The sequence below is a fragment of the Neorhizobium phenanthreniclasticum genome, assembly GCF_040066075.1.
GTDB classification, from domain to species: domain Bacteria; phylum Pseudomonadota; class Alphaproteobacteria; order Rhizobiales; family Rhizobiaceae; genus Neorhizobium; species Neorhizobium petrolearium.
Window position 1 is genome coordinate 1 of sequence record NZ_JBEAAL010000037.1, and the last position, 20,686, is coordinate 20,686.

Below are 20,686 nucleotides of genomic sequence, written 5' to 3' on the forward strand. Positions count from 1 at the left end.
AACGTAAAGTGCGATATCATCGACCACGGCTCGTCTCCTATGTTTGAGGCTCTGGCTCTGCAGCTAACCCTCGTTCTGAACATAATGCGAGACGAGCCACCCTGTCGGCCAAGGACATGGGGTCTCAATGTATCGTGTATCTTAACGCGATACAAGCCTTCTAGCGTACCCACCGATAGAGCACGTCCGGCTCCTTCTCCTCGTTCGCCGCACCGTCGGTTTCCTTCACGGCCACAAAGCCGTGCCGCTCATAGAAGCGGCGGGCAAGCGTGTTGCGCTGAAAAGTCCAGAGGAAAAGCTCGGGACAGGCTCCCTTGGCGATCTCCAGAAGCGCCGAGCCGATCCCCTGCCCCTGCGCTTCCGGCAGAATATAAAGCTGGTCGATCCAATCCTCGCGAAAAGCGTTGACGCCGAGCAAGGTTCCGTCCCGCTCGGCGCCCCATATTTCGCAGGCCGGAAGAAGATGGCCAGTCCAATAGTCGCGATCTTCCTCGGGCGTATGCAGGCCGGCGAGCCAGGGCAGCCGCTCGTCGAAGGCGGCACGATGCACACGCGCGGCGGCCGGCATGTCGGCAAGGGTGAGCTTGCGAATGATTAGCGTCATTGTACCTCCAGCCGAAAGCAGCTTCGGCGGGCACACCGCCGAAGCTGAACGACAGTTTCTCTCAAAGCCGGACATCCCAGAAGGAACGCCTGGCTTCCCCGGGCGCGTCTTCGCTTTCAGGCACGCCGATATCGCGGCGCATGCGGTTCGACAGATCGGAGATATGATTCTTCATCCGGCGACGCCTCCAGGCGGCCATCACCAGCGCATGCGCCGTCTTCCAGACGCCATGTTCCCGGTACAGTTCATCGACCGTCGCCGACAGCGCATCAGCAACTAAAGATTGTGATTTATACATAGGTTTTCCGTCCCGGCGCAGTCACGCAGCCAGGTCCTCTCGAAGGGAAAGACGCAGTCGGGCAGACGCGGAAACCCCGTCGGCCGGTCACGTCAGTTCATTTGGGAAACGCCGAAAGGCGGATTACGGGCGTATTATCAGGCCCGGAAGCAGATTCCGGCCGGCATGGACACGCCAAGGCTCGACCCCGCGAGGGTCGCTCCGCCGAACAGGCGTACAAACACGGTAATCGATTTCATTGCACGCCTCCTAGTTCGAATTGCGGATGGCGTCCATGATACACGAGCGCCGGCGCTCGGCAAGCATACAATCGCGAATTGCAAAAATCTCGCAAATTTGTTGCGAGAAAGCAACACCAACCGGGCACGTTTACGCCCGCAAGCCGAACCCCTGCATCAGCCGCCGGGTCGCGAAATCCGGATTGCCGGAAGTGAAGACGGCGAAGTCGGAATTGTCCGGATGCTCGGCGCCATCAATGAGCGGTACTTTCCGTCGCGCCTGTCTTGCGATCGCCTCTGCCGGATCGAGCCAGTCGACCGGCCAGGGAGCCAGCCGCCGGAAGACATTGGCCATGAAGGGATAGTGGGTGCAGGCGAGCACGACGATATCGGTCTTCCTGCCGTCCTTTTCGATGAAGCAGGGAGCGATTTCCGCCATCACCGCTTCGTCGGAGATCGTCTCGCCGCGGATATAGGCTTCCGCCATGCGGGCCAGGTTTTCAGAACCCACGAGCCGGACGTGGCATTGCGTCGCGAAGGACTGGATGAGGTCGCGCGTATAGGCGCGCTTGACCGTACCCGGCGTGGCGAGCACCGAGACAAGCCCGGAACGGGTACGTTCCGCCGCCGGCTTGATCGCCGGCACCGTGCCGACGAACGTCATGTCCGGGAATTTTTCGCGAAGGTCCGCGCCGGCCAGCGTAAACGCCGTGTTGCAGGCGATGACGCAGACTTCGGGATCATAGTCCTTCAGGAGCTTTTCGAAGAGGGTGAGAATGCGCTCCTTCAGCGCCGGCTCCTCCCAGCCCCCATAGGGAAAGCCCGCATCGTCGGCCACGTAGATGAAGCCGCGCTCCGGCATCAGCACACGCGCCTCACGCAGCACGGTCAGCCCGCCGATGCCCGAATCGAACATCAGCACCGGCTTCAATTCATTCCGCGTCCCCGTCATTCCCCGTCTGCTCCCCCGGCGCGTCGGCCTTCGTCTGCTGTTTCGGCCATCTGCGCGGAAAGCGGTCGAGCGAATTGATGACGCCCCGGAACACGCTGATCTCCTGTTCCGTGAAATCCCGCCGCGAGATGACGGCGCGGAGATTGTCGATCATTTTGGGCTTTTTCGCGGGCGGATGAAAATAGTTGCGGGCGTCGAGCGCCTCTTCCAGATGTTCGAACAGGCCGAAGATCTGTTCCTTTGTGGAAGGCCGCTGTTCGACCGGCTGGAAGAGAGTTTCGGACAGGTCCTCCATGCCCGACTTCATCCACTCATAGGACATCAGCAGCACGGCCTGCGCGATGTTGAGCGACGCAAAGGCTGGATTGACCGGAAAGGTGACGATCTCGTCGGCCAGCGCCACCTCCTCGTTGGTAAGGCCCCAGCGCTCGCGGCCGAAAAGGATGCCGGTCTTTTCGCCGGCCCGGAATTTCGCCCGCAATGTCTCGGCCGCGACCACCGGCGAGCGTACCGGCTTGAAGCCGTAGCGCTCCCGCGCGGTCGTGGCATAGACGAAATTCAGGTCGCCGATCGCCTCCTCAAGCGTCTCATAGACCTTGGTTCCGTCGATGACATGGTCGGCCTTCGATGCGGCGGAACGGGCCTTCTCGTTCGGCCAGCCGTCGCGCGGGTTGACAAGGCGCAGTTCGGCGAGCCCGAAATTGGCCATGGCGCGCGCCACCATGCCGATATTTTCGCCAAGCTGTGGCTCCACCAGGACAACCGCCGGCCCCTCGGCAATCAGTTCGCGCTCGCTGTTCGTGCCTGACATGGTCCCTTTCCGATGATTGTCCGCGCGGAAATAACCAGCGCAGCCCGGATCGGCAAGGGGTTGAAAGCTGTTAGCCGCTGTCGAAGCCTCATTCGCCCTTGGCGATCGACTGCATTTCCTCGATGAGAGAATCCCGCTCGCCGTCAGCGACGCGATGGATATCGTCGATGACCGGCTTGCCATCCTCCTCGACCACGTCGAAATGCACTTCGCTGACGCTGTCCTTCACCTCCGGTTCGTCGACACAGGTCCACATCTTGAAGGTGACCGTCACGTCCGTTGATCCGTTGGCGCCCGGCGCGGAGTTCATGGTGATATCCTTGAGCGGACAGCCGTCCTGCGAACTGGTGATGACGTCGTAGCCGAAGGGATCGCCCGGCTGGTTGTTCTCGGTCTCATAGGCCGGATGCTTGGCGGCTTCCGCATAGGCGCCCTGAAATTTCCTGCTGAACAGCCGCGCCAGCGGGTCCGGATCGAAGATGTATTTCCATTCGCTGTCGACGGTGTTCCAGTTGTCCTCGGTGACCTTCATCACCTCCTTGATCGGATCGGCGGCGTCGGTCGCCATGGCGAAGGTGGAGGTCAGCGAAAAGACGATGGCGAGCGGCAAGGTCCGCATGGCGATGATCCGATTTGTTCGAGAGGGATTCGGGCGGACATTAAACCGGGTTTGTGGTTTGGCAAGGGCAATCCTTCGCGAACGCGAAGACACGGCGATTTCTCGCGCGAAAAGCCGCGCGCGGCGAGCCGAATGCCTTTGCGTTCCGGCCCGGCGATGCTATAGCGCACCCCACTGGTGTCCACCCGTCGGGATCAACGGTCCCCCTTAGTCTCAAGAGGAATTCCATGCAAAAGATCAAGGTAGCAAACCCTGTCGTCGATCTCGACGGCGACGAGATGACCCGCATCATCTGGCAGCTCATCAAGGACAAGCTGATCCTGCCCTATCTCGATCTCGACATCGAATATTACGACCTCTCGGTTGAGAACCGCGACGCTACCAACGACCAGGTCACGATCGACGCCGCCAACGCCATCAAGAAGCACGGCGTCGGCATCAAGTGCGCCACGATCACGCCCGACGAAGCCCGCGTGAAGGAATTCAACCTCAAGGAAATGTGGAAGAGCCCGAACGGCACGATCCGCAACATTCTCGGCGGCGTCATCTTCCGCGAGCCGATCATCTGCAAGAACGTGCCGCGCCTCGTTCCGGGCTGGACCAAGCCGATCGTCGTCGGCCGCCACGCCTTCGGCGACCAGTATCGCGCCACCGACTTCAAGTTCCCCGGCAAGGGCAAGCTGACCATCAAGTTCGTCGGCGAGGACGGCCAGGTCATCGAGAAGGAAGTCTTCAACGCGCCGGGTGCCGGCGTGGCCATGGCCATGTACAACCTCGACGAATCGATCCGCGAATTCGCCCGCGCCTCTATGATGTACGGCCTGATGCGCAAGTGGCCGGTCTATCTCTCCACAAAGAACACCATCCTGAAAGCCTATGACGGCCGCTTCAAGGATATTTTCGAAGAAGTCTACCAGACCGAGTTCAAGGCTGAGTTCGACAAGGTCGGCATCACCTACGAGCACCGCCTGATCGATGACATGGTCGCCTCGGCGCTCAAGTGGTCCGGCGGCTATGTCTGGGCCTGCAAGAACTATGACGGCGACGTCCAGTCCGACACGGTCGCGCAGGGCTTCGGCTCGCTTGGCCTGATGACCTCGGTGCTGCTCACCCCGGACGGCAAGACGGTCGAAGCCGAAGCCGCCCACGGCACGGTCACCCGCCACTACCGCCAGCACCAGAAGGGCCAGGAAACCTCGACGAACTCGATCGCCTCGATCTTCGCCTGGACCCGCGGCCTCGCACACCGCGCCAAGCTGGACGACAATGCCGAACTCGCCAGGTTCGCCCAGACGCTCGAAGAAGTCTGCGTCGCAACCGTCGAGTCGGGCTTCATGACCAAGGATCTCGCGCTCCTCATCGGGCCGGACCAGCCGTGGCTCTCCACCACCGCCTTCCTCGACAAGATCGACGAGAACCTCCAGAAAGCCATGGCTGCGTAAGCCCAAAAAATCGGCTAGACATCGAACGGCAGGACGCAAGTTCTGCCGTTTTCTTTTGGGGAATCAGCCATGACAACCGTCCGCCCGCTTGAACCCTCCGACCGCGCCCAATGGGAGCCGCTCTGGGAGGCTTACCTTCGCTTCTACGAAACCGTGCTGCCGAAGCAACAATACGACCTCACCTGGAGCCGGCTGCTTGACCCCGCCGAGCCGATGCATGGTTTCGGCGCCTTCGACGAGAGCGGAAAAATGGTCGGCATCGCGCACGTGATCTTCCACCGCTCCTGCTGGCTGCCGGACTGGACGTGTTATCTGCAGGACCTCTATGTTGCGATGAGCGAGCGCGGCAAAGGCACCGGCGAAGCGCTGATCGACGCTGCTGCCGAGCTGGCGCGGCAGAACAAGGCCGGCCGGCTTTACTGGCTGACCCATGAGAGCAACGCCACCGCCCGCAGGCTTTACGACCGCGTCGCGCAGAATTCCGGTTTCATCCAGTATCGCAAGCCGCTGTGAGCGCATCTGTCTTGATTCCGCAACATCCGGATTTTAGCACTGAGGGAAAGAGCAAGAGGAGGACGTCATGACGGATGAGCTGATACTTTACACCAACCCGATGTCGCGCGGCCGCATCGCCCGCTGGATGCTGGAGGAAGTCGGCGCTCCCTACCGCACCGAGATCCTTCAATTCGGCACGACGATGAAGGGCGACGCCTACAAGACCGTCAACCCGATGGGCAAGGTGCCGACGATCGTTCACAACGGCAAGGTCGTGACAGAATGTGCCGCAATCTGCCCCTATCTCGCCGATGCCTTTCCCGAAGCGGGCCTTGCGCCCCCGACCGACCGGCGCGCCGATTATTACCGCTGGCTCTTCTTCGGGGCAGGCCCGCTGGAAGCAGCCGTCAGCAACAGGGCGCTCGGCTTCGAGGTGCCGCCCGAACGCGAGCGCATGATCGGTTATGGCAGCTATGCCGACGTGATGGACACGCTCGAAAAGGCAGTGCAGGCGAACCCCTATATCGCTGGAGATGTGTTCAGCGCCGCCGACGTGTATGTCGGTGCCCAGATCGGATGGGGCCTGCAGTTCGGTACGATCGAAAAACGTCCGGCCTTCGAGGAGTATTTCGGGCGGCTCGCTTCGAGAGAAGCTTGCCGGCGCGCCAATGAAAAAGACAATGCCGCGGCGGCCGAACTGCAAAATGCAGGGTGATACTGCCGGAATACCCGATTTCAATCGGATCTCCGACAAGCAAGGGCTGCCTTGGCACCTTTCTAAGGCCTGGAGCGCTCGCAATCAGGGGCGGTAGAGATACGGACGCCGTCAGGACGGCCACGATTACCGCCCCTCTTGCCGTACCCGTCGATTTCATAATATCGGCGGTGCACCGACCTGATACGCGGATCGTCCAGATATCTCGAAGCCGCGGCCAAAGCCTGACGGGGGCTGCAGCCTGGCCGACCATATTCGCCATATCTGCGCTCGTACCGCCGGTTGTCGCGCCACTCATCACGGCGGTAATATCGCCTGTCGTCGTCCGGTCTGATGATGCGGACGTCGCCATCGCCGAAGTCGAATTGCACGACCTGGGCGACTGCCGGTCCGGGCAGGACGCCCAAACCTACAAGCAGGACGGACATGCCCGCCAGCAAAGTCAATTGTTTCGCTTTCATGTGTTCCTCCCAAGCTGGGCTCAAAACCGAGTTCCAATTTAGTGTCGGCAAAATGAACGGGAGCATAACAAAGTTCCATCCCACCCTCCCGGCCGCCAGATTGCTGCACAAGCGGTATAGAAGGCTCCATTCCGGGAAGCGCGCCGGATCTTCTGCCAATATGGCGAATGCTTTTCGGGAAGCGGACCTCGCGTGGCCGACAAAACAACACGCCGATTACTACCGCTGGCGCTGCTTCGCGGCCGGTCTGCCTTTAAACGCAGGTAATCCGCGAATACACATTTAAGATTCATGATTAATCCGGCCACGCATTGCCGCCTGAATAGATTATGTTAGGAAGACCTCGCCCGATTCCGGGCTGAGGGGATTTATCCGTGACAAAGTTTATCTATGCCACTGCGGGCGCTCTCGCAGCTATCTTCATATCGGCCAGTGCTTCGCAGGCCGAGGACCTCGTCTTCACGCTGACGAACAAGACGAAAGGGACGCTCGAGCGCTTCTATACATCGCCAGTCGGCATCGACGAGTGGGAAGAGGATGTTTTTGGCGATGATGTACTCGGCCCGGGCGAGAGCATCGAGATCACTATCGCCGATGGCCGCGCGGTCTGCAAATACGACATGCGTTTCGAATTCACCGAGGACTCCGATTTCGAAGACCTCGAAGACGCGCAGGACCTTTGTGAGATGGGCTCCTATACCATCACTGCCAGGTGACAAGCGTCCGCTTCGAGCTGCTCACAACCCCGCCTCGTGCGGGGTTTTTGTTGTCGGAAAAGCTCTCTTCTGTCGGCACTATTCTTCGGCATCGAACGCCAGAGATGTCGCAAGATAGCCGAGCCCGAAAACCGAGCCGAAGCCGTAGATCGTCAGCCATATCTCCAGGAGCCCGATGGAAAGGATCGAACCGGATAGCGACTGCGTCAGTACGGCGACTGCGGTGGCAGCGCCCAGCGCGAAGCCGATCGACACTCGAATGAGGATGTAACTGATCAGAGCGGGCATGTTTCTGCTCCGGCATGTCTTGGAGCAGATAACCGGAAATGCCGGCAAAAGTTCCGCCACCGGATTTCGCCGGGACGCCAGACAGCCGCCTGCCCCGGCGGCCGAAGGGGTTCGCGCTTGAGCGCGTCAACCAAGCCGGATGCAGGCGCCGGCGTGCTGCAAGCAACCGCAGGAACCGGTGCTCTTGCTCAAAAGCACCGGCTGGAACCGGCGCGGCAAGCATGGCCCCGGCTGTATTATCCGATTTACAGAAAGCCGCTCAGTTTGAGGGAGCAGGCGTCGTCGGCGCAGGCGTGGTTGGGGCTGTCTCCGTCCCCGTCCCGGTCCCCGCAGGCGGCGTGGTGGAGCTCGGCCACAGGAAAAGGGCCAGCAGGATGACGACGATGACCACGATGATGCCGATGATGGCGTTTCTGCTCATGGGTTCCTCCCCTCACGAAACGATCGGTGGAACAATCATGGCCGACTGTGGCGAGAGTGTGGACTGATGAGCGGCTTTTTGGAGGTAACGGCAGCTCCTCTTCGGATTCGCCGCCGGTATTCCGCTGTTTCGATGCTCATCTCCTCCCCCGCTTGGCTGATGTCAGCGGCAGCATGGGCCGGCTATCGGTCGTGAGCAACGTCCGAAGCCGGCGCAGAATCAGAAACGGTCGCGACACAAGCGCTGCAATGGCGACCGTCAGATCGAGATATGCGCCTGAATGTAGTCGATATTCTCCTTGATCGGGATATCGCCTGCTGCAGTCACCAGTTTGGTAAACTGACCATCCTCGTGCGGTAGGATTGCAACCACCTGATCAAAATTGACCAAAAGGTTCACGCCGTCGGACCGCGTGACTTTTAGCCATAGGCCCTGATTGTTCATCTCATCCTCCCAAGGGGCAGGGTTTCCCGTAATGCCCCATTCGTGGTGCGAGCCGTTCAATCGCTCTGCACCGGCAAGGATCTATCTTTATCTCTATTTCTGTCTTCTGAGGAATGGCAATCGGCTGCATCGCGGACAAAAGCGCCTTGAGCGCGCAGGGTCGACTGCAACTCCGCAATCTCGACATCCCGCGGCGTCACACCGCGGTTGGCCGCAATGCCGGCCGCCGCTCCTGCCGCCTGCCCCGTCAGCCAGCATTGGGGAATTTCCCGCATGAAACCATGACTGTTCGCATCGCAGGAGATGTGACGCCCGGCGGCCAGCAATCCGTTCAGCCTCAGAGGCACAAGAGCTCCGTAAGGCACGGAAAGGACCGGAAACTTCGGCGAAACCGAGGGGCTGACGCCCACCTCGTCGGGTTGGATCGCGCCGCTCCCCCACTGGCTGCGCTCGATCCGCCCGACACCCGCCAGACGCCTCGTGTGCCGGACGCCGAGTTGCGGCGCGCTCAAGAGCATGTAGGCGTCCTTGAAACCCGGCGCATGCTTCCGGAAGAATTCGCAATGCGACTGCATGAACCGATGCGAGCGGATTTCGACCTCGGTCATGTCGTCCACGTTGAGCGCCGAGAGGCCCGATTGCCGGGGGCCCAGGAAAAGCGCGATGTCGTTGCGCCAGGAAACGTAGGGCGTCTGAAAGAACCCGAGCTGCTCGCGTCCCAACGTGTTGAAATCCGCGAATGCCTGCTCTTCCGTTCCGCGGAAAGTCAGCCATGTCTCCATGTCCACGCCGCCCAGCATGAAGCCCGTATTCATCGAGTGATGGACGTCGCCTTCCTCGATGTCGGCCTCGAAGCTTGCTCCCGCGCGGGCAAAGATGTCGCCGTCACCGGTACAGTCCACCACGACCTTGGCCATGATCGCCTGGCGACCCTCCTTGCTTTCGAAGATCACGCCCTCAACGGCGCCATCCTGCACGACCGGCATCGCTGCCCAGGAATGGAAGACAATCCGCACCCCCGCCTCGATCAGCATTTCCTGTGAGGTCAGCTTCAGTCTCTCGGGATCAATGGTCGGAGCCCAGGTGACGATGCCGTGAAAGGCGGATGTTCGGAGCCGCCAATGTTTTGCAAGATCAGGGTCCCGCACGCCCCAAAGCGCCCTGTCCGGGCCGGCCACGGCCTCAGGAGGAAGCCGGCCGATCGCCTCCTCGGCAAATCCGCGAATGACCTGCCGCCCTTCCCAATCGGTCATCCGGTCGATCCAGATCACGACGCCGCCCGTGGAAAGCCCGCCGAGATGATTGTAGCGCTCCAGGACCACGACCTCCGCCCCGGTTCTGGCCGCGGCAAGCGCGGCCGCGGTTCCGGATGGTCCGCCGCCTACGACCAACACATCACAGCGATGATAGAGGGGGATGTCGCGCGCCTCTTCCCGCAGAACGCCCTCGCCGTTGCGACGGGGGAAAACATACTGCCCCGATTCAAAGATATCGGAGCTCAGGAAGCGGTTTTCGCTCTGGCGTATCTCCTTCACCGATACGTTCCGATCATCCATGGCATTCTCCCTCATCTCCGCCGGCCGCCGCTCCCGAGCGAGCCGAAGCGAAATTTAGCCAGGGAAAGGCAGCCTCGAAAAGACACCAATATGCCGATAGAGCTTTCTCGATTCACGATAGATGAAGAAGTGCCGCCCATCGTTCTAGACCCAAGCTAACTTGTGCACCAACCTCACCCCCCTCTGGCCTGCCGGCCATCTCCCCCTCAAGGGGGGAGATCGGCTGGGCGCATCAGCTTCCCCAAAACAAGCGACCATGCTGGCTGGCGGGAGGTAATGAGACGGGAAGGTCATGCCGCTTGTGATCTCCCCCCTTGAGGGGGAGATGGCCGGCAGGCCAGAGGGGGGTGAGGTGAGGCAAATCAAAGCCTTGGCGGAAATCGGCAGAAAAAATAGCCTCCGATTTTCCCCGCCCCTCCAACCCATGCCTACAATCTCTCCGCTTCCGTCGCCGGAGTGTTTCGCGAGACGTTCGCGGGCAGGCGGGAGCCGGCGCTTCCATCCGAACCGTAACGTGCGGGAAAGGTGGAAGAGGTGAAAGCCATGGAGCGCGTGCCGAAAGGCGGTTGCTCCTATCAAGCCTCCCCCTGGCCGCCGGGTCAGGTTCGGTTGAGCCGTGCAAGTGGTGAGCCTGTCCCGAAAAGACGGGCGTGAACAAGACCACGCAGCGAGGCGAGATGATCACCTGTAGGGGCCGGAAGCCCCGAGAGAACGCCGAAGGCCACGCGAATGTGGAGCCACTTTTATTACTGTAATCCGAGGTTCCGCATTCGCGTGCGCTTCTCCGGATTGCTCTTTGAAAACCACGGCAGGAAGCTGCGCGTGGGCGAAAATGTTGGAAAAGCCTCGGCGAGGCACCCTATCTCTTCCCTGTGTTCGGCAGGCCCGAAGGGGGGCGGACGCGGCACGCCCTCACCTCAGCAAACCGCCGATCAACTCCGCAACCCCGGAGCCTCATAACCCGTCCGTTCCACATATTCGGTATACCCGCCGTCATAACGGTGGATGCCGTCGGGCGTCAGTTCGAGCACGCGATTGGAAAGTTCGGCGAGAAAATGCCGGTCGTGGCTGACGAACAGCATCGTCCCCTCGTATCCCGACAGCGCCCTGATCAGCATTTCCTTGGTGTCGAGGTCCAGATGGTTGGTCGGCTCGTCGAGGACCAGGAAATTGGGCGGATCGAAGAGCATCGCAGCCATCACCAGGCGTGCCTTCTCGCCGCCGGAGAGAACCCGGCACTTCTTCTCCACGTCGTCGCCGGAAAAACCGAAACAGCCGGCGAGCGTGCGCAAAGCCCCCTGGCCCGCGCGCGGAAACTCGGCTTCCAGCCATTCGAAAACCGTGAGATCCCCATCGAGCAGGTCCATGGCATGCTGGGCGAAATAGCCCATCTTGACGCTGGCGCCCACCGTCACGCTGCCCGTGTCCGGTTCGGTGGCGCCGGCCACCAGCTTCAAAAGCGTCGACTTGCCGGCGCCGTTGATGCCCATGATGCACCAGCGTTCCTTACGGCGGACCATGAAGTCCAGCCCCTCGTAGATCGAACGACTGCCGTAAGCCTTGTGAACGTTCTTGAGGTTCACCACGTCCTCGCCGGAGCGCGGTGCCGGCTGGAATTCGAAGGCGACCGACTGTCGACGCCTGGGCGGTTCAACGCGCTCGATCTTGTCGAGCTTCTTCACCCGGCTCTGCACCTGCGCGGCGTGACTGGCGCGAGCCTTGAAGCGCTCGATGAACTTGATCTCCTTGGCAAGCATCGCCTGCTGGCGCTCGAACTGCGCCTGCTGCTGCTTTTCGTTCTGGGCCCGCTGCTGCTCGTAAAAGCCGTAGTCGCCGGAATAGCTGGTGAGCGACCCCGCATCGATTTCGATGATCTTGTTGACGATGCGGTTCATGAACTCGCGGTCGTGCGATGTCATCAGCAGCGCACCATCATAACCCTTCAGGAAATCTTCGAGCCAGATCAGGCTTTCGAGATCGAGATGGTTCGACGGTTCGTCCAGCAGCATCACGTCGGGGCGCATCAGCAGAATGCGGGCGAGCGCCACGCGCATCTTCCATCCGCCCGAAAGCTTGCCGACGTCACCGTCCATCATCTCCTCCGTGAAGCTCAACCCCGCCAGCACCTCGCGGGCGCGGCCTTCCAGCCCGTAGCCGTCGAGTTCCTCGTAACGCGCCTGCACCTCGCCGTAACGCTCGATGACGGTCTCCATCTCGTCCATGCGATCCGGATCGACCATGGCTGACTCGAGTTCGCGCAACTCGGCGGCGACGACACTCACGGGGCCGGCGCCTTCCATCACCTCGGTTACCGCGCTCACGCCCGCCATCTCGCCGACGTCCTGACTGAAGTAACCGATGGTGATGTTCTTCTCCGTCGCGATCTGCCCTTCATCCGGCAGCTCCTGCCCGGTGATCATCCGGAAAAGCGTCGTCTTGCCGGCGCCGTTCGGGCCGACGAGGCCGATCTTTTCGCCACGGTTCAGCGCCGCGGAGGCTTCGATATAGAGAATGCGGTGGCTGTTCGACTTGCTGATGTTTTCGATGCGGATCATGGGAGGACTTCAATCGTTCATGGCAACAAAAAAGCCGGATCGTCTCCGACCCGGCTTTTCTATCTCTTGTCTGCGAAATTTATTCGGCGCTGTCTTCAGCGGCCTTCTTCTTCGGCGCAGCCTTCTTCTTCGGAGCGGCAGCTTCCTCGCCTTCGGCCGCATCAGCAGCCTCGGCCTTGGCGGCAGCCTTCTTCGGAGCGGCCTTCTTCTTGGCCGGCTTCGCGGCGGTTTCGCCTTCCTCGTCTTCGGCGAGCAGTTCTTCCTTGGTCACCGTCTTGTCAGTGACGTTGATTTCGGAGAGCAGCTTGTCGACGACCTTTTCTTCGAAGATCGGCGCACGCAGCGAGGCGGAAGCACCCGGCGTCTTGCGGAAGAAGTCGAGGATTTCCTTCTGCTGGCCCGGGAACTGCTGGAGCTGAGCATAAAGGGCGCGCTGCATTTCCTCCTCGGTCACCTCGACGCCGGCCTTTTCGCCGATCTCGGAGAGAACGAGGCCGAGACGAACGCGGCGTTCGGCGAGCTTGCGGTATTCGGCGCGGGCGTCTTCCTCGGTCGTGCCTTCGTCCTCGAAGGTCTTGCCGGACTGCGAGAGATCGGTGTTGATCTGGCGCCAGATGTTTTCGAATTCCGCATCGACCAGGCTCTGCGGGGTGTCGAACTGATACATCTCGTCGAGCTGGTCGAGAATCTGGCGCTTCACCTTCTGGCGGGTGACGCTGCCATACTGGCTTTCGATCTGACCGCGGACGATCTCCTTCAGGCGATCGACGGATTCGATGCCGAGCTTCGTGGCGAGCTCATCGTTGATCTCGATGGCGGCCGGGGCTGCAACGTCCTTGACGGTAATGTCGAAGGTCGCTTCCTTGCCGGCGAGATTTGCCGCCGGATAATCGGCCGGGAAGGTCACGGTGATCTGCTTCTCGTCACCGGCCTTGACGCCAACCAGCTGATCTTCGAAGCCCGGGATGAAGCGGCCGGAGCCAAGAACCAGTTCGGCATCCTCGGCAGCGCCGCCGTCGAAGGCTTCGCCGTCGACCTTGCCGAGATAGTCCATGGTGACGCGGTCGCCTTCGGCAGCCTTGCCCTTCTTGCTCTCGTAGGTGCGGGCGCTTTCTGCGACCTTCTCGATCTGCTCGTTGACCTCGTCTTCGGTGACTTCGACGACTTCACGCACGACGGAGAGACCGCTGGTCGGCTTCAGCTCGATCTGCGGGATGACCTCGTAGGAGACCGTGAATTCGAAATCGGTCTGAGCGTTCAGGATCTTCTCGGCTTCGGCCTCATCCTCGGTCATCGTGACCGACGGCTGGGTAGCGGACTTTTCGCCGCGATCGGAGAGGATCTGGCTCGGGCGTTCGTTGACGATCTCCCTGACCAGGTCGGCCATGATCGACTTGCCGTACATCTTCTTCAGATGCCCGACCGGAACCTTGCCCGGACGGAAACCATTGATGCGGACCTTGTCCTTGGCGTCGGCGAGACGCTGGTTGAGCTGCGCTTCCATATCCCGCTTCGGGATAACGACCTTGATTTCGCGCTTCAGCCCTTCAGCGAGCGTTTCGGTAACCTGCATTTTTAAACCTTCATATCGTGGCGGCGGTGCCCAAATATCTGGCGTCTACAGCCGTAGTTTCAGTGAGCACATCGCCGGAACTTCAAAGAGACCAGCCGCGGCTTTGCGGAGCGCATGTCGTCCAGCCGAAAGCGGCTCCGACCGCACTCCCGGCGGTTCTGGTGCGGGTAGAGAGACTTGAACTCCCACGCCTTGCGGCACCAGAACCTAAATCTGGCGTGTCTACCAATTTCACCATACCCGCGCCCCAACCGCGTCGAAAATCCTCGTGGCCAGAGGCCTTCCGGAGCGCGCGTCTCTATATCACCCGTTTCAGCCCACGCAAAGGAAAAATGACGCTTTTTTGGCGCTTCCGGAAAAGCCGGGTTCCTGCAGCGGAAGCAGGCCGAAACCGGCTTGAGGAAGATCAATAACTTTTTATTAAATTCGAATATGCATACTTAGAGTCGCGAGCAATGGAAGCCATGCATCAGTCGCATGCCATCCATTCGAATATTGCACTGCACAATGACGACGCAGTCTCATAGTATGCAGATACAGAGATTGATTGGAACCGATTTCGCTCTCTCTGGCTCGGGCGGTCTGGCACCCGCCCGGAAGAAAGAAGTGCCCTCGGGATTGAACCCGTGACAGGAATTCGGGCCACGCACTCCTCCTCCCAGCGTAAGCCCGATGGGACTGGCGATCCTCCTCCTCCCAAATCGCCGGTCATTACAAATGACGCCCACCGGACCTCCTCCCCCGGTGGGCGTTATTTTTTTGCCCCGCAGCATAGAGCCTTGCAAACTTGCCTATGAATTACCCAGGAAGCCGCCTGGTTAATCGTTTCGTAATGCGCAGGACGCATAGGTGGCATACCTAATGAGCGCTGTTTCTTTTTGCGGCGCAACATATATTAGCGGTCATGAGATCGAAGTCAGCGCCGAAGGGGCTGCTGGCAAGGACCCGAGAAAAGGACATGACCATGAACATCGCACAGAAGATCAGCAGCTGGCGCAAGTACCGCGAAACCGTCAACGAGCTCGGCCGCATGAGCGACCGTGAACTCAGCGACCTCGGCATCGGCCGCGCCGACATCCGCCGCGTCGCTCGGACCGCAGTCGGCTTCTAAGCCGCTCGACATATTCGCGTCAGCGACCTTTGGAAAGCGCCTCCTCCGGGAGGCGCTTTTCGTTTGTGCCCCGAAATTTTACGCCTCAAGCACCTGCCCACTTTTCAAGCTTAGCCGGAAAATTCATCAACCCCCTGCACATTTGCATGGCAGTCGCATATTTTTTGCACTGCACTTTCTTATTATGCGGTTGTATAAGACGGTCATCGCTGATGCCGAGACAGAGCGTCAGGACAAAGATGAAATTCGAGGAAACAACCATGAACCCGATCCGCATCGCTAAGAACTGGATCAGCTACCGCCGCACGATGAACGAGCTTGGCAATCTTTCCAACCAGGCGCTCAACGACATCGGTCTGACCCGTTACGACATCCGCCACATCGCGGCCCGCTCCTTCCGTTAATCCGCTTCTCGCACGCGGGCCCGCGCGGTATCAAGCCGCTGCGACGAGAGGAATAAGTCCGGGAGAACATCCAAGGACGTATCAAAGGCACCTTCTGAGGTGCCTTTTTGATTCCGGCCCATTTTTGATTCCGGTCAAGCAAATGGCGTGATATTGAGCCGGCCATGAACACGAATTCTTTCTCCCCCATTCATGTCGTTGGCGGCGGCCTAGCCGGTTCCGAAGCCGCCTGGCAGATTGCATCGGCCGGTATCCCCGTCATTCTCCACGAAATGCGCGGCGTGCGCGGCACGGACGCCCACAAGACGGATGGACTGGCCGAGCTTGTCTGTTCGAATTCCTTCCGGTCGGACGATGCAACGTCCAACGCGGTCGGCGTCATCCACGCGGAAATGCGGCTCGCCGGTTCGCTGATCATGGCCTCGGCCGACAGGAACCAGGTGCCGGCCGGCGGCGCACTTGCCGTCGACCGCGACGGTTTTTCGGAAGCCGTCACCGAAGCAATCGAAAAGCACCCGCTGATCACCATCGTGCGCGAGGAAATCCAGGGCCTGCCGCCCCGAGAATGGGATCTCGCGATCATCGCGACCGGTCCCCTCACCTCGCCGGCCCTCGCCGCGGCGATCCAGAGCGAGACCGGCGAGGATCAGCTCGCCTTCTTCGACGCGATCGCGCCGATCGTGCATCGCGATTCGATCGACATGGACATCTGCTGGTATCAGTCGCGCTATGACAAGATCGGCCCCGGCGGCACCGGCAAGGATTACATCAATTGCCCGATGGACGAAGCTCAGTACAACGCTTTCGTCGATGCGCTGATCGCCGCCGATACGGTCGGCTTCAAGGAATGGGAGGGCACACCCTATTTCGACGGCTGCCTGCCGATCGAGGTGATGGCGGAGCGCGGCCGCGAAACCCTCAGGCACGGGCCGATGAAGCCGATGGGCCTTACCAATGCCCACAATCCGACGGTCAAGCCCTATGCAGTCGTTCAGCTCCGCCAGGACAATGCGCTCGGCACGCTTTACAATATGGTCGGTTTCCAGACGAAGCTGAAATACGGCGCGCAGGTCGACGTCTTTCGCCTGATTCCCGGTCTGCAGAACGCAGAATTCGCGCGTCTCGGCGGCCTGCACCGCAACACTTACATCCATTCGCCGGTGTTGCTCGACAGGACGCTGACGCTGAAGAGCCGGCCGGGCCTGCGTTTTGCGGGCCAGATCACCGGCTGCGAAGGTTATGTGGAAAGTGCCGCGATCGGGCTGCTCGCCGGCCGTTTCGCCGCCGCCGAACGCAAGGGTGAACCGCTTGTTGCCCCACCGGTCACAACCGCTTTCGGTTCCCTGCTCGGCCATATCACCGGCGGGCACCTGGTTTCGGAGGACGAACCGGGCAGGCGCTCCTTCCAGCCGATGAATATCAATTTCGGGCTGTTTCCCGAGCTGGAGCCGGGTTCGATCGTCAGGCCGGAAGGCGTCAAGCGCTTCCGCGGCAAGGACAAGACGGCCGTGAAGCGGCAATTGCTCTCCGCCCGCGCGCTCAGGGACTGCACTAGCTGGCTCGGTCGGGAGTGACGTCTTCGGCCGGGGCCTCCGCCTCGGCCGGCGCCTCCGCAATCTCATCGATCTCGCGATCCGTGACGCTGACGTAGTTGTCGAGCAGCCAGAGGGAGACTTCGGCTGCCTCCTTCTCTGTCGGGAAGACGAAGGTGCCGTTCTGGGTGGGCGCATCCAAGAATTCGACGCTGAAACCCTTGGCGTCCGGAAGGGGCGTGACACGCACACGTCCCGGCTCGATCAGATGGCAGGCGTAGTGGTTGCGTCGGCTGCGCATGAAGCCGGCCTTGTTGTCGTGCAGACGCACGAAGAGCGCCTCACCATCCGCCGTGACATGCAGGCTACGGATCGCTTCATTGGGAAAGGCACGGCCGAATTCCAGGATCGCCAGACCGGTATCGTGACGATTGCCTTCGGTGCGCTCCCCGCTGACGAGGCGGGTCACGTAATAGGCAAGCCCCATCAGGAGCACGAAGATGATCGACCAGACGATGATGGGGCTCACATCGCTTCTCCTTTGATGGGCCTACCTCTGCCTATGCCTCCTTTAGCCGGCGAGGCTTGTGCGAATTTGGTGTCCGTCAGAAGCGGCGGCTGACCGCTGCTTTCAAAAGGCGGAGCTGACGCCGCCATTGTGGAGATTGCAGGGACGTATCAAGCACAGCCGCGCCCGCCCGCACGGCCTGACGCAGAACAGGTCCGGCAAGCGCCACCGGCAAGAAAGCCGGCAACACGGAGGCCGGAACGGCACCTGCCTTTCGCGCCCTGGCCAAATGTTCGAGCCCCAGCCCGGCGAAAGCCTCGATGGCAGCAGAGATACGCGGCTTGTCTTCGCCATCCAAGAACGTGTCGCGGTCCAGTCCAGTCGCCGAGAGAATATCGAGCGGCAGGTAGAGCTGGCGGCGGCGGCGATGGATCGGCATCAGCAGCAGGAAGCCCGCGATCGCCTGCGCCACACCGGCATGGCCGGCCGCGTCGGGCGAACGGGCAGCATCGTCGGGGCTGAGGATCAGGCTCGCGAGCTGGATCAGCGCCGAAGCCGTCTCACCGGCATATCCTTCAAGCGCGAGCCTGTCGGTCAGCGGGTCGTCGTAGAGATCGAAGATACGCGCTTCGATCATATCGACAAAGGTCTGGCGCGGCAGACGGTACTTCTCGATTGCGCCGAGCAATTCGACGGCCACCGGATTGCCGCCACTGTCGCCCTGGGCATTGCCTTCCAGAAGGTCGCGCCACCATTGCAGGCGGATCTCGCCCGGCAGCGGTTCCCGCACCACGTCGCGCACGCGAGCAATCTCGGCATTGAACGCATAGAGCGCGGCCAGTGCGCCGCGCTTGTCTTCCGGCGAGAGGAGGCAGGCAAGATAGCGGTCACGATCCGTCTCGCGGAGCATGGCGAGGCAGGGATCGGAGGCCTGTTTCAGACTTTCAGCCATATCAGACTGCAATCAGCGCAGCCGCCACGGCGCGCGATTCGGCCAGCATGATATTGAAGGTGCGGACAGCGGCCCCCGTGCTCATGGGATCGGACGCGATGCCCCTCTCCTTCAGCGCGGCTTTCAGATCGGCGGGGATCGGCTTCAAATTCTGGCCGGAGCCAACCAGCAGGACTTCGATTTCGCCGGATTCGGCAAGCACCTTGGAAAAGGCCTCAACCGTCAGCGGATCGCCCTCCTTCATATCCCAGCCATAGATGCCGGACGGCAAGCAGAGCAATGAGCCGCGATGCGACATATCGGCAAAGCGAAACCCGCCGTTGCCATAAGCATCGATGGGAGCGCGACCGGGAAAATGGGCTTCGCGAATTTCGATGCCTTTCGCCATGGTCGAGAGCTTTCTTGAGAAAGTTTCGGGCCGGACGATCCGGCCCTCGGGAAGTTCAACGGACTTGCGGCAACCGCGTTCCGATTGTCCGATCAGGCTTCGGTCTTGACCGGCTCGCCCTTGACGCGGACTTCCGCAATATAGGCGCGCATGGCGCGGATCTTCACACCGTCGGCGATTTCGACTTCCAGTTCGGCGTCGTCAATGACCTTCGTGACCTTGCCGGTAATACCGCCACCAAGCACGACCTGATCGCCGCGGCGGATGTTGGAAAGCGTCTCGGCACGCTTCTTCTGCTGGGCGCGCTGCGGCCGGATCAGGAAGAAGTACCAGACCACCATCAGCGGCGCGAAGAGGAAAAGCATTTCAAGGCCGGAGCCGAATGCCGAGCCTCCGGGTGCGGCGCCTTCGGCCTGGGCGAATGCTTCGGTAATGAACATCAACAACTCCTAAGATTACCGGAGACGTCGAAGCCCCCGTTTCAAGCCGCCGGAATATAGTTGTGACAGACTGGAATGCAACAGAAACACGCCTTTCCCGTACCAAATCCACGGCTCTCAGGCTTTTGATCCACAAACGAGCGTGTTACCGCACCGTAAAACGGCTCCGAGCGGGTCGACAGGACCGGAGAAACACCATGAGCGACGATTTCAACACCCTGATCCTGGCCGAGGTCCGCAGGCTGGCGGATGCGCTGGAGCGACTTGCCGGCCCGCCGCCCGCGGTCAACGACTGGAATGCAGCCGAGTGCTTCGTGTGGGTGCCGGCGAACCAGCGCCTCCAACCGGTCCCGCGTCCGAACCGCGTGGCGCTGAAACTGATCCGCGGCGTGGACCACGTGCGCGATATCCTGCACGAGAACACCCTGCGCTTCGCCGAAGGTTTCCCGGCCAACAACGTGCTTCTCTGGGGCGCGCGCGGCATGGGTAAATCCTCGCTCGTCAAGGCGGTCCACGAAGACGTGCGGGTGGCGACCGGCATTTCGCTGAAGCTCGTCGAGGTGCATCGTGAGGATATCTCCTCGCTGCCGGACCTCCTCGATATCCTGAAAACCTCCGGACATCGGGTCATCGTCTTCTGCGACGACCTGTCCTTCGACCATGACGACACGGCCTACAAGTCGCTCAAAGCAGCACTCGACGGCGGCATCGAAGGCCGCCCCGACAACGTGCTCTTCTACGCCACGTCCAACCGGCGCCATCTCCTGCCGCGCAACATGATCGAGAACGAGCAGTCGACAGCGATCAACCCTTCCGAAGCCGTCGAGGAAAAGGTGTCGCTTTCCGATCGATTCGGGCTCTGGCTCGGCTTCCACAAATGCAGCCAGGACGATTATCTGACGATGATCGACGGCTATGCCGACCATTTCGATCTCGGCCTCGACCGCGAAACGCTGCACGCGCAGGCACTTGAATGGGCGACGACGCGCGGGGGCCGCTCCGGCCGCGTCGCCTGGCAATATATCCAGGATCTCGCCGGCCGGCTCAGGAAGTCCCTGAACCGGAACTAAGCCGGGATTTCCACAGTTCGCCAAGACGGGAGAGCTCCTGCCAAGCGGGAAACCCTCTCCGGTCATTGCCGACCGCTTCGTCGATCGCCTATGCTCCAAGCCGTTCGGACGGT

Annotated in this window: 24 protein-coding genes and 1 tRNA gene; 8 read left to right on the top strand and 17 right to left on the bottom strand. The window is 60.9% G+C overall.

Translation table 11 applies throughout. The annotated features are described in order from the left end of the window. Positions 1-160 precede the first annotated feature (160 nt). The 5 genes from ABK249_RS30075 to ABK249_RS30095 form a co-directional block, all read right to left on the bottom strand. Entirely contained in the window at positions 161-604 is a 444-nt protein-coding gene (locus tag ABK249_RS30075) for a GNAT family N-acetyltransferase (protein WP_037154809.1), read from the bottom strand. 61 nt (positions 605-665) lie between these two features. Beyond that, entirely contained in the window at positions 666-902 is a 237-nt protein-coding gene (locus ABK249_RS30080; protein WP_037154807.1) for a DUF1127 domain-containing protein, read from the bottom strand. A gap of 369 nt (positions 903-1,271) precedes the next feature. Then, the gene (murI, locus tag ABK249_RS30085; protein ID WP_227702687.1) at positions 1,272-2,072 is read right to left on the bottom strand and encodes a glutamate racemase; all 801 of its coding nucleotides are present in this window, start codon (positions 2,070-2,072) and stop codon (positions 1,272-1,274) included. Then, positions 2,053-2,883, bottom strand: a complete 831-nt coding sequence (locus ABK249_RS30090) for an RNA methyltransferase (protein ID WP_348864729.1) — start codon at positions 2,881-2,883, stop codon at positions 2,053-2,055. Before ABK249_RS30090 ends, murI begins: the two co-directional genes overlap by 20 nt. An 88-nt stretch (positions 2,884-2,971) precedes the next feature. Then, positions 2,972-3,502 carry a hypothetical protein gene (locus ABK249_RS30095; RefSeq protein WP_037154797.1) on the bottom strand — a complete coding sequence of 177 codons (531 nt, stop codon included), beginning with the start codon at positions 3,500-3,502 and terminating at the stop codon, positions 2,972-2,974. A 227-nt stretch (positions 3,503-3,729) separates the two neighbouring features. Here ABK249_RS30095 and ABK249_RS30100 point away from each other — a divergent pair, with 227 nt between their 5' ends. The 3 genes from ABK249_RS30100 (at position 3,730) to ABK249_RS30110 (ending at position 6,154) form a co-directional block, all read left to right on the top strand. Next, complete coding sequence (locus ABK249_RS30100) at positions 3,730-4,944, top strand: NADP-dependent isocitrate dehydrogenase (protein ID WP_227702685.1); 1,215 nt, start codon at positions 3,730-3,732, stop codon at positions 4,942-4,944. Between the two features lie 69 nt (positions 4,945-5,013). Then, the gene (locus ABK249_RS30105) at positions 5,014-5,457 is read left to right on the top strand and encodes a GNAT family N-acetyltransferase (protein ID WP_348864730.1); all 444 of its coding nucleotides are present in this window, start codon (positions 5,014-5,016) and stop codon (positions 5,455-5,457) included. A gap of 67 nt (positions 5,458-5,524) precedes the next feature. Then, on the top strand, positions 5,525-6,154 hold the full coding sequence (locus ABK249_RS30110; protein WP_348864731.1) for a glutathione S-transferase family protein: 630 nt from the start codon (positions 5,525-5,527) through the stop codon (positions 6,152-6,154). A gap of 62 nt (positions 6,155-6,216) precedes the next feature. On the opposite strand, the gene ABK249_RS30115 is transcribed toward ABK249_RS30110, so the two are convergent. Further along, positions 6,217-6,615, bottom strand: coding sequence for a hypothetical protein (locus ABK249_RS30115; RefSeq protein WP_348864732.1), 399 nt, complete (start codon positions 6,613-6,615; stop codon positions 6,217-6,219). Between the two features lie 374 nt (positions 6,616-6,989). Here ABK249_RS30115 and ABK249_RS30120 point away from each other — a divergent pair, with 374 nt between their 5' ends. After that, positions 6,990-7,331: a hypothetical protein gene (locus tag ABK249_RS30120; protein ID WP_037154783.1), complete on the top strand. Its 342-nt coding sequence runs from the start codon at positions 6,990-6,992 to the stop codon at positions 7,329-7,331. Between the two features lie 78 nt (positions 7,332-7,409). Here the strand turns inward: ABK249_RS30120 and ABK249_RS30125 are convergent, their stop codons facing one another. The 7 genes from ABK249_RS30125 to ABK249_RS30155 form a co-directional block, all read right to left on the bottom strand. Then, on the bottom strand, positions 7,410-7,619 hold the full coding sequence (locus ABK249_RS30125) for a hypothetical protein (RefSeq protein ID WP_037154781.1): 210 nt from the start codon (positions 7,617-7,619) through the stop codon (positions 7,410-7,412). Positions 7,620-7,878: 259 nt separating this feature from the next. After that, entirely contained in the window at positions 7,879-8,040 is a 162-nt protein-coding gene (locus ABK249_RS30130; RefSeq protein ID WP_200883984.1) for a hypothetical protein, read from the bottom strand. A gap of 258 nt (positions 8,041-8,298) precedes the next feature. After that, positions 8,299-8,484, bottom strand: coding sequence for a hypothetical protein (locus ABK249_RS30135; RefSeq protein WP_037154776.1), 186 nt, complete (start codon positions 8,482-8,484; stop codon positions 8,299-8,301). A gap of 56 nt (positions 8,485-8,540) precedes the next feature. Then, entirely contained in the window at positions 8,541-10,040 is a 1,500-nt protein-coding gene (locus tag ABK249_RS30140; protein ID WP_348864733.1) for an FAD-dependent oxidoreductase, read from the bottom strand. 932 nt (positions 10,041-10,972) lie between these two features. After that, a complete protein-coding gene (locus ABK249_RS30145; protein WP_348864734.1) occupies positions 10,973-12,595 on the bottom strand; it encodes an ABC-F family ATP-binding cassette domain-containing protein in 1,623 nt (540 codons plus the stop codon). A gap of 79 nt (positions 12,596-12,674) precedes the next feature. Further along, on the bottom strand, positions 12,675-14,168 hold the full coding sequence (gene tig, locus ABK249_RS30150; RefSeq protein WP_227702678.1) for a trigger factor: 1,494 nt from the start codon (positions 14,166-14,168) through the stop codon (positions 12,675-12,677). A 159-nt stretch (positions 14,169-14,327) separates the two neighbouring features. Continuing rightward, positions 14,328-14,412, bottom strand: a tRNA-Leu gene (locus ABK249_RS30155). A gap of 720 nt (positions 14,413-15,132) precedes the next feature. Between ABK249_RS30155 and ABK249_RS30160 the strand changes: the two genes are divergently transcribed. The 3 genes from ABK249_RS30160 to trmFO all read left to right on the top strand — a co-directional run bounded on the left by ABK249_RS30160 (position 15,133) and on the right by trmFO (position 17,257). After that, complete coding sequence (locus ABK249_RS30160) at positions 15,133-15,279, top strand: DUF1127 domain-containing protein (RefSeq protein WP_081952842.1); 147 nt, start codon at positions 15,133-15,135, stop codon at positions 15,277-15,279. Between the two features lie 260 nt (positions 15,280-15,539). Beyond that, positions 15,540-15,683: a DUF1127 domain-containing protein gene (locus ABK249_RS30165; RefSeq protein ID WP_081952840.1), complete on the top strand. Its 144-nt coding sequence runs from the start codon at positions 15,540-15,542 to the stop codon at positions 15,681-15,683. Positions 15,684-15,847: 164 nt separating this feature from the next. Beyond that, a complete protein-coding gene (trmFO, locus tag ABK249_RS30170; protein WP_348864735.1) occupies positions 15,848-17,257 on the top strand; it encodes a methylenetetrahydrofolate--tRNA-(uracil(54)-C(5))-methyltransferase (FADH(2)-oxidizing) TrmFO in 1,410 nt (469 codons plus the stop codon). Here the strand turns inward: trmFO and ABK249_RS30175 are convergent. The 4 genes from ABK249_RS30175 to yajC all read right to left on the bottom strand — a co-directional run bounded on the left by ABK249_RS30175 (position 17,235) and on the right by yajC (position 19,503). After that, on the bottom strand, positions 17,235-17,702 hold the full coding sequence (locus ABK249_RS30175) for a hypothetical protein (protein ID WP_348864756.1): 468 nt from the start codon (positions 17,700-17,702) through the stop codon (positions 17,235-17,237). The genes trmFO and ABK249_RS30175 overlap by 23 nt on opposite strands. A gap of 118 nt (positions 17,703-17,820) precedes the next feature. Beyond that, on the bottom strand, positions 17,821-18,675 hold the full coding sequence (locus ABK249_RS30180) for a phytoene/squalene synthase family protein (RefSeq protein WP_348864736.1): 855 nt from the start codon (positions 18,673-18,675) through the stop codon (positions 17,821-17,823). A gap of 1 nt (position 18,676) precedes the next feature. Next, positions 18,677-19,063: an Mth938-like domain-containing protein gene (locus ABK249_RS30185; protein WP_037151364.1), complete on the bottom strand. Its 387-nt coding sequence runs from the start codon at positions 19,061-19,063 to the stop codon at positions 18,677-18,679. A gap of 92 nt (positions 19,064-19,155) precedes the next feature. Beyond that, complete coding sequence (yajC, locus tag ABK249_RS30190) at positions 19,156-19,503, bottom strand: preprotein translocase subunit YajC (RefSeq protein WP_037151367.1); 348 nt, start codon at positions 19,501-19,503, stop codon at positions 19,156-19,158. Between the two features lie 197 nt (positions 19,504-19,700). On the opposite strand from yajC, the gene ABK249_RS30195 reads away from it, so the two are divergent. Further along, positions 19,701-20,573 carry an ATP-binding protein gene (locus ABK249_RS30195; protein ID WP_227702673.1) on the top strand — a complete coding sequence of 291 codons (873 nt, stop codon included), beginning with the start codon at positions 19,701-19,703 and terminating at the stop codon, positions 20,571-20,573. Positions 20,574-20,686 lie beyond the last annotated feature (113 nt).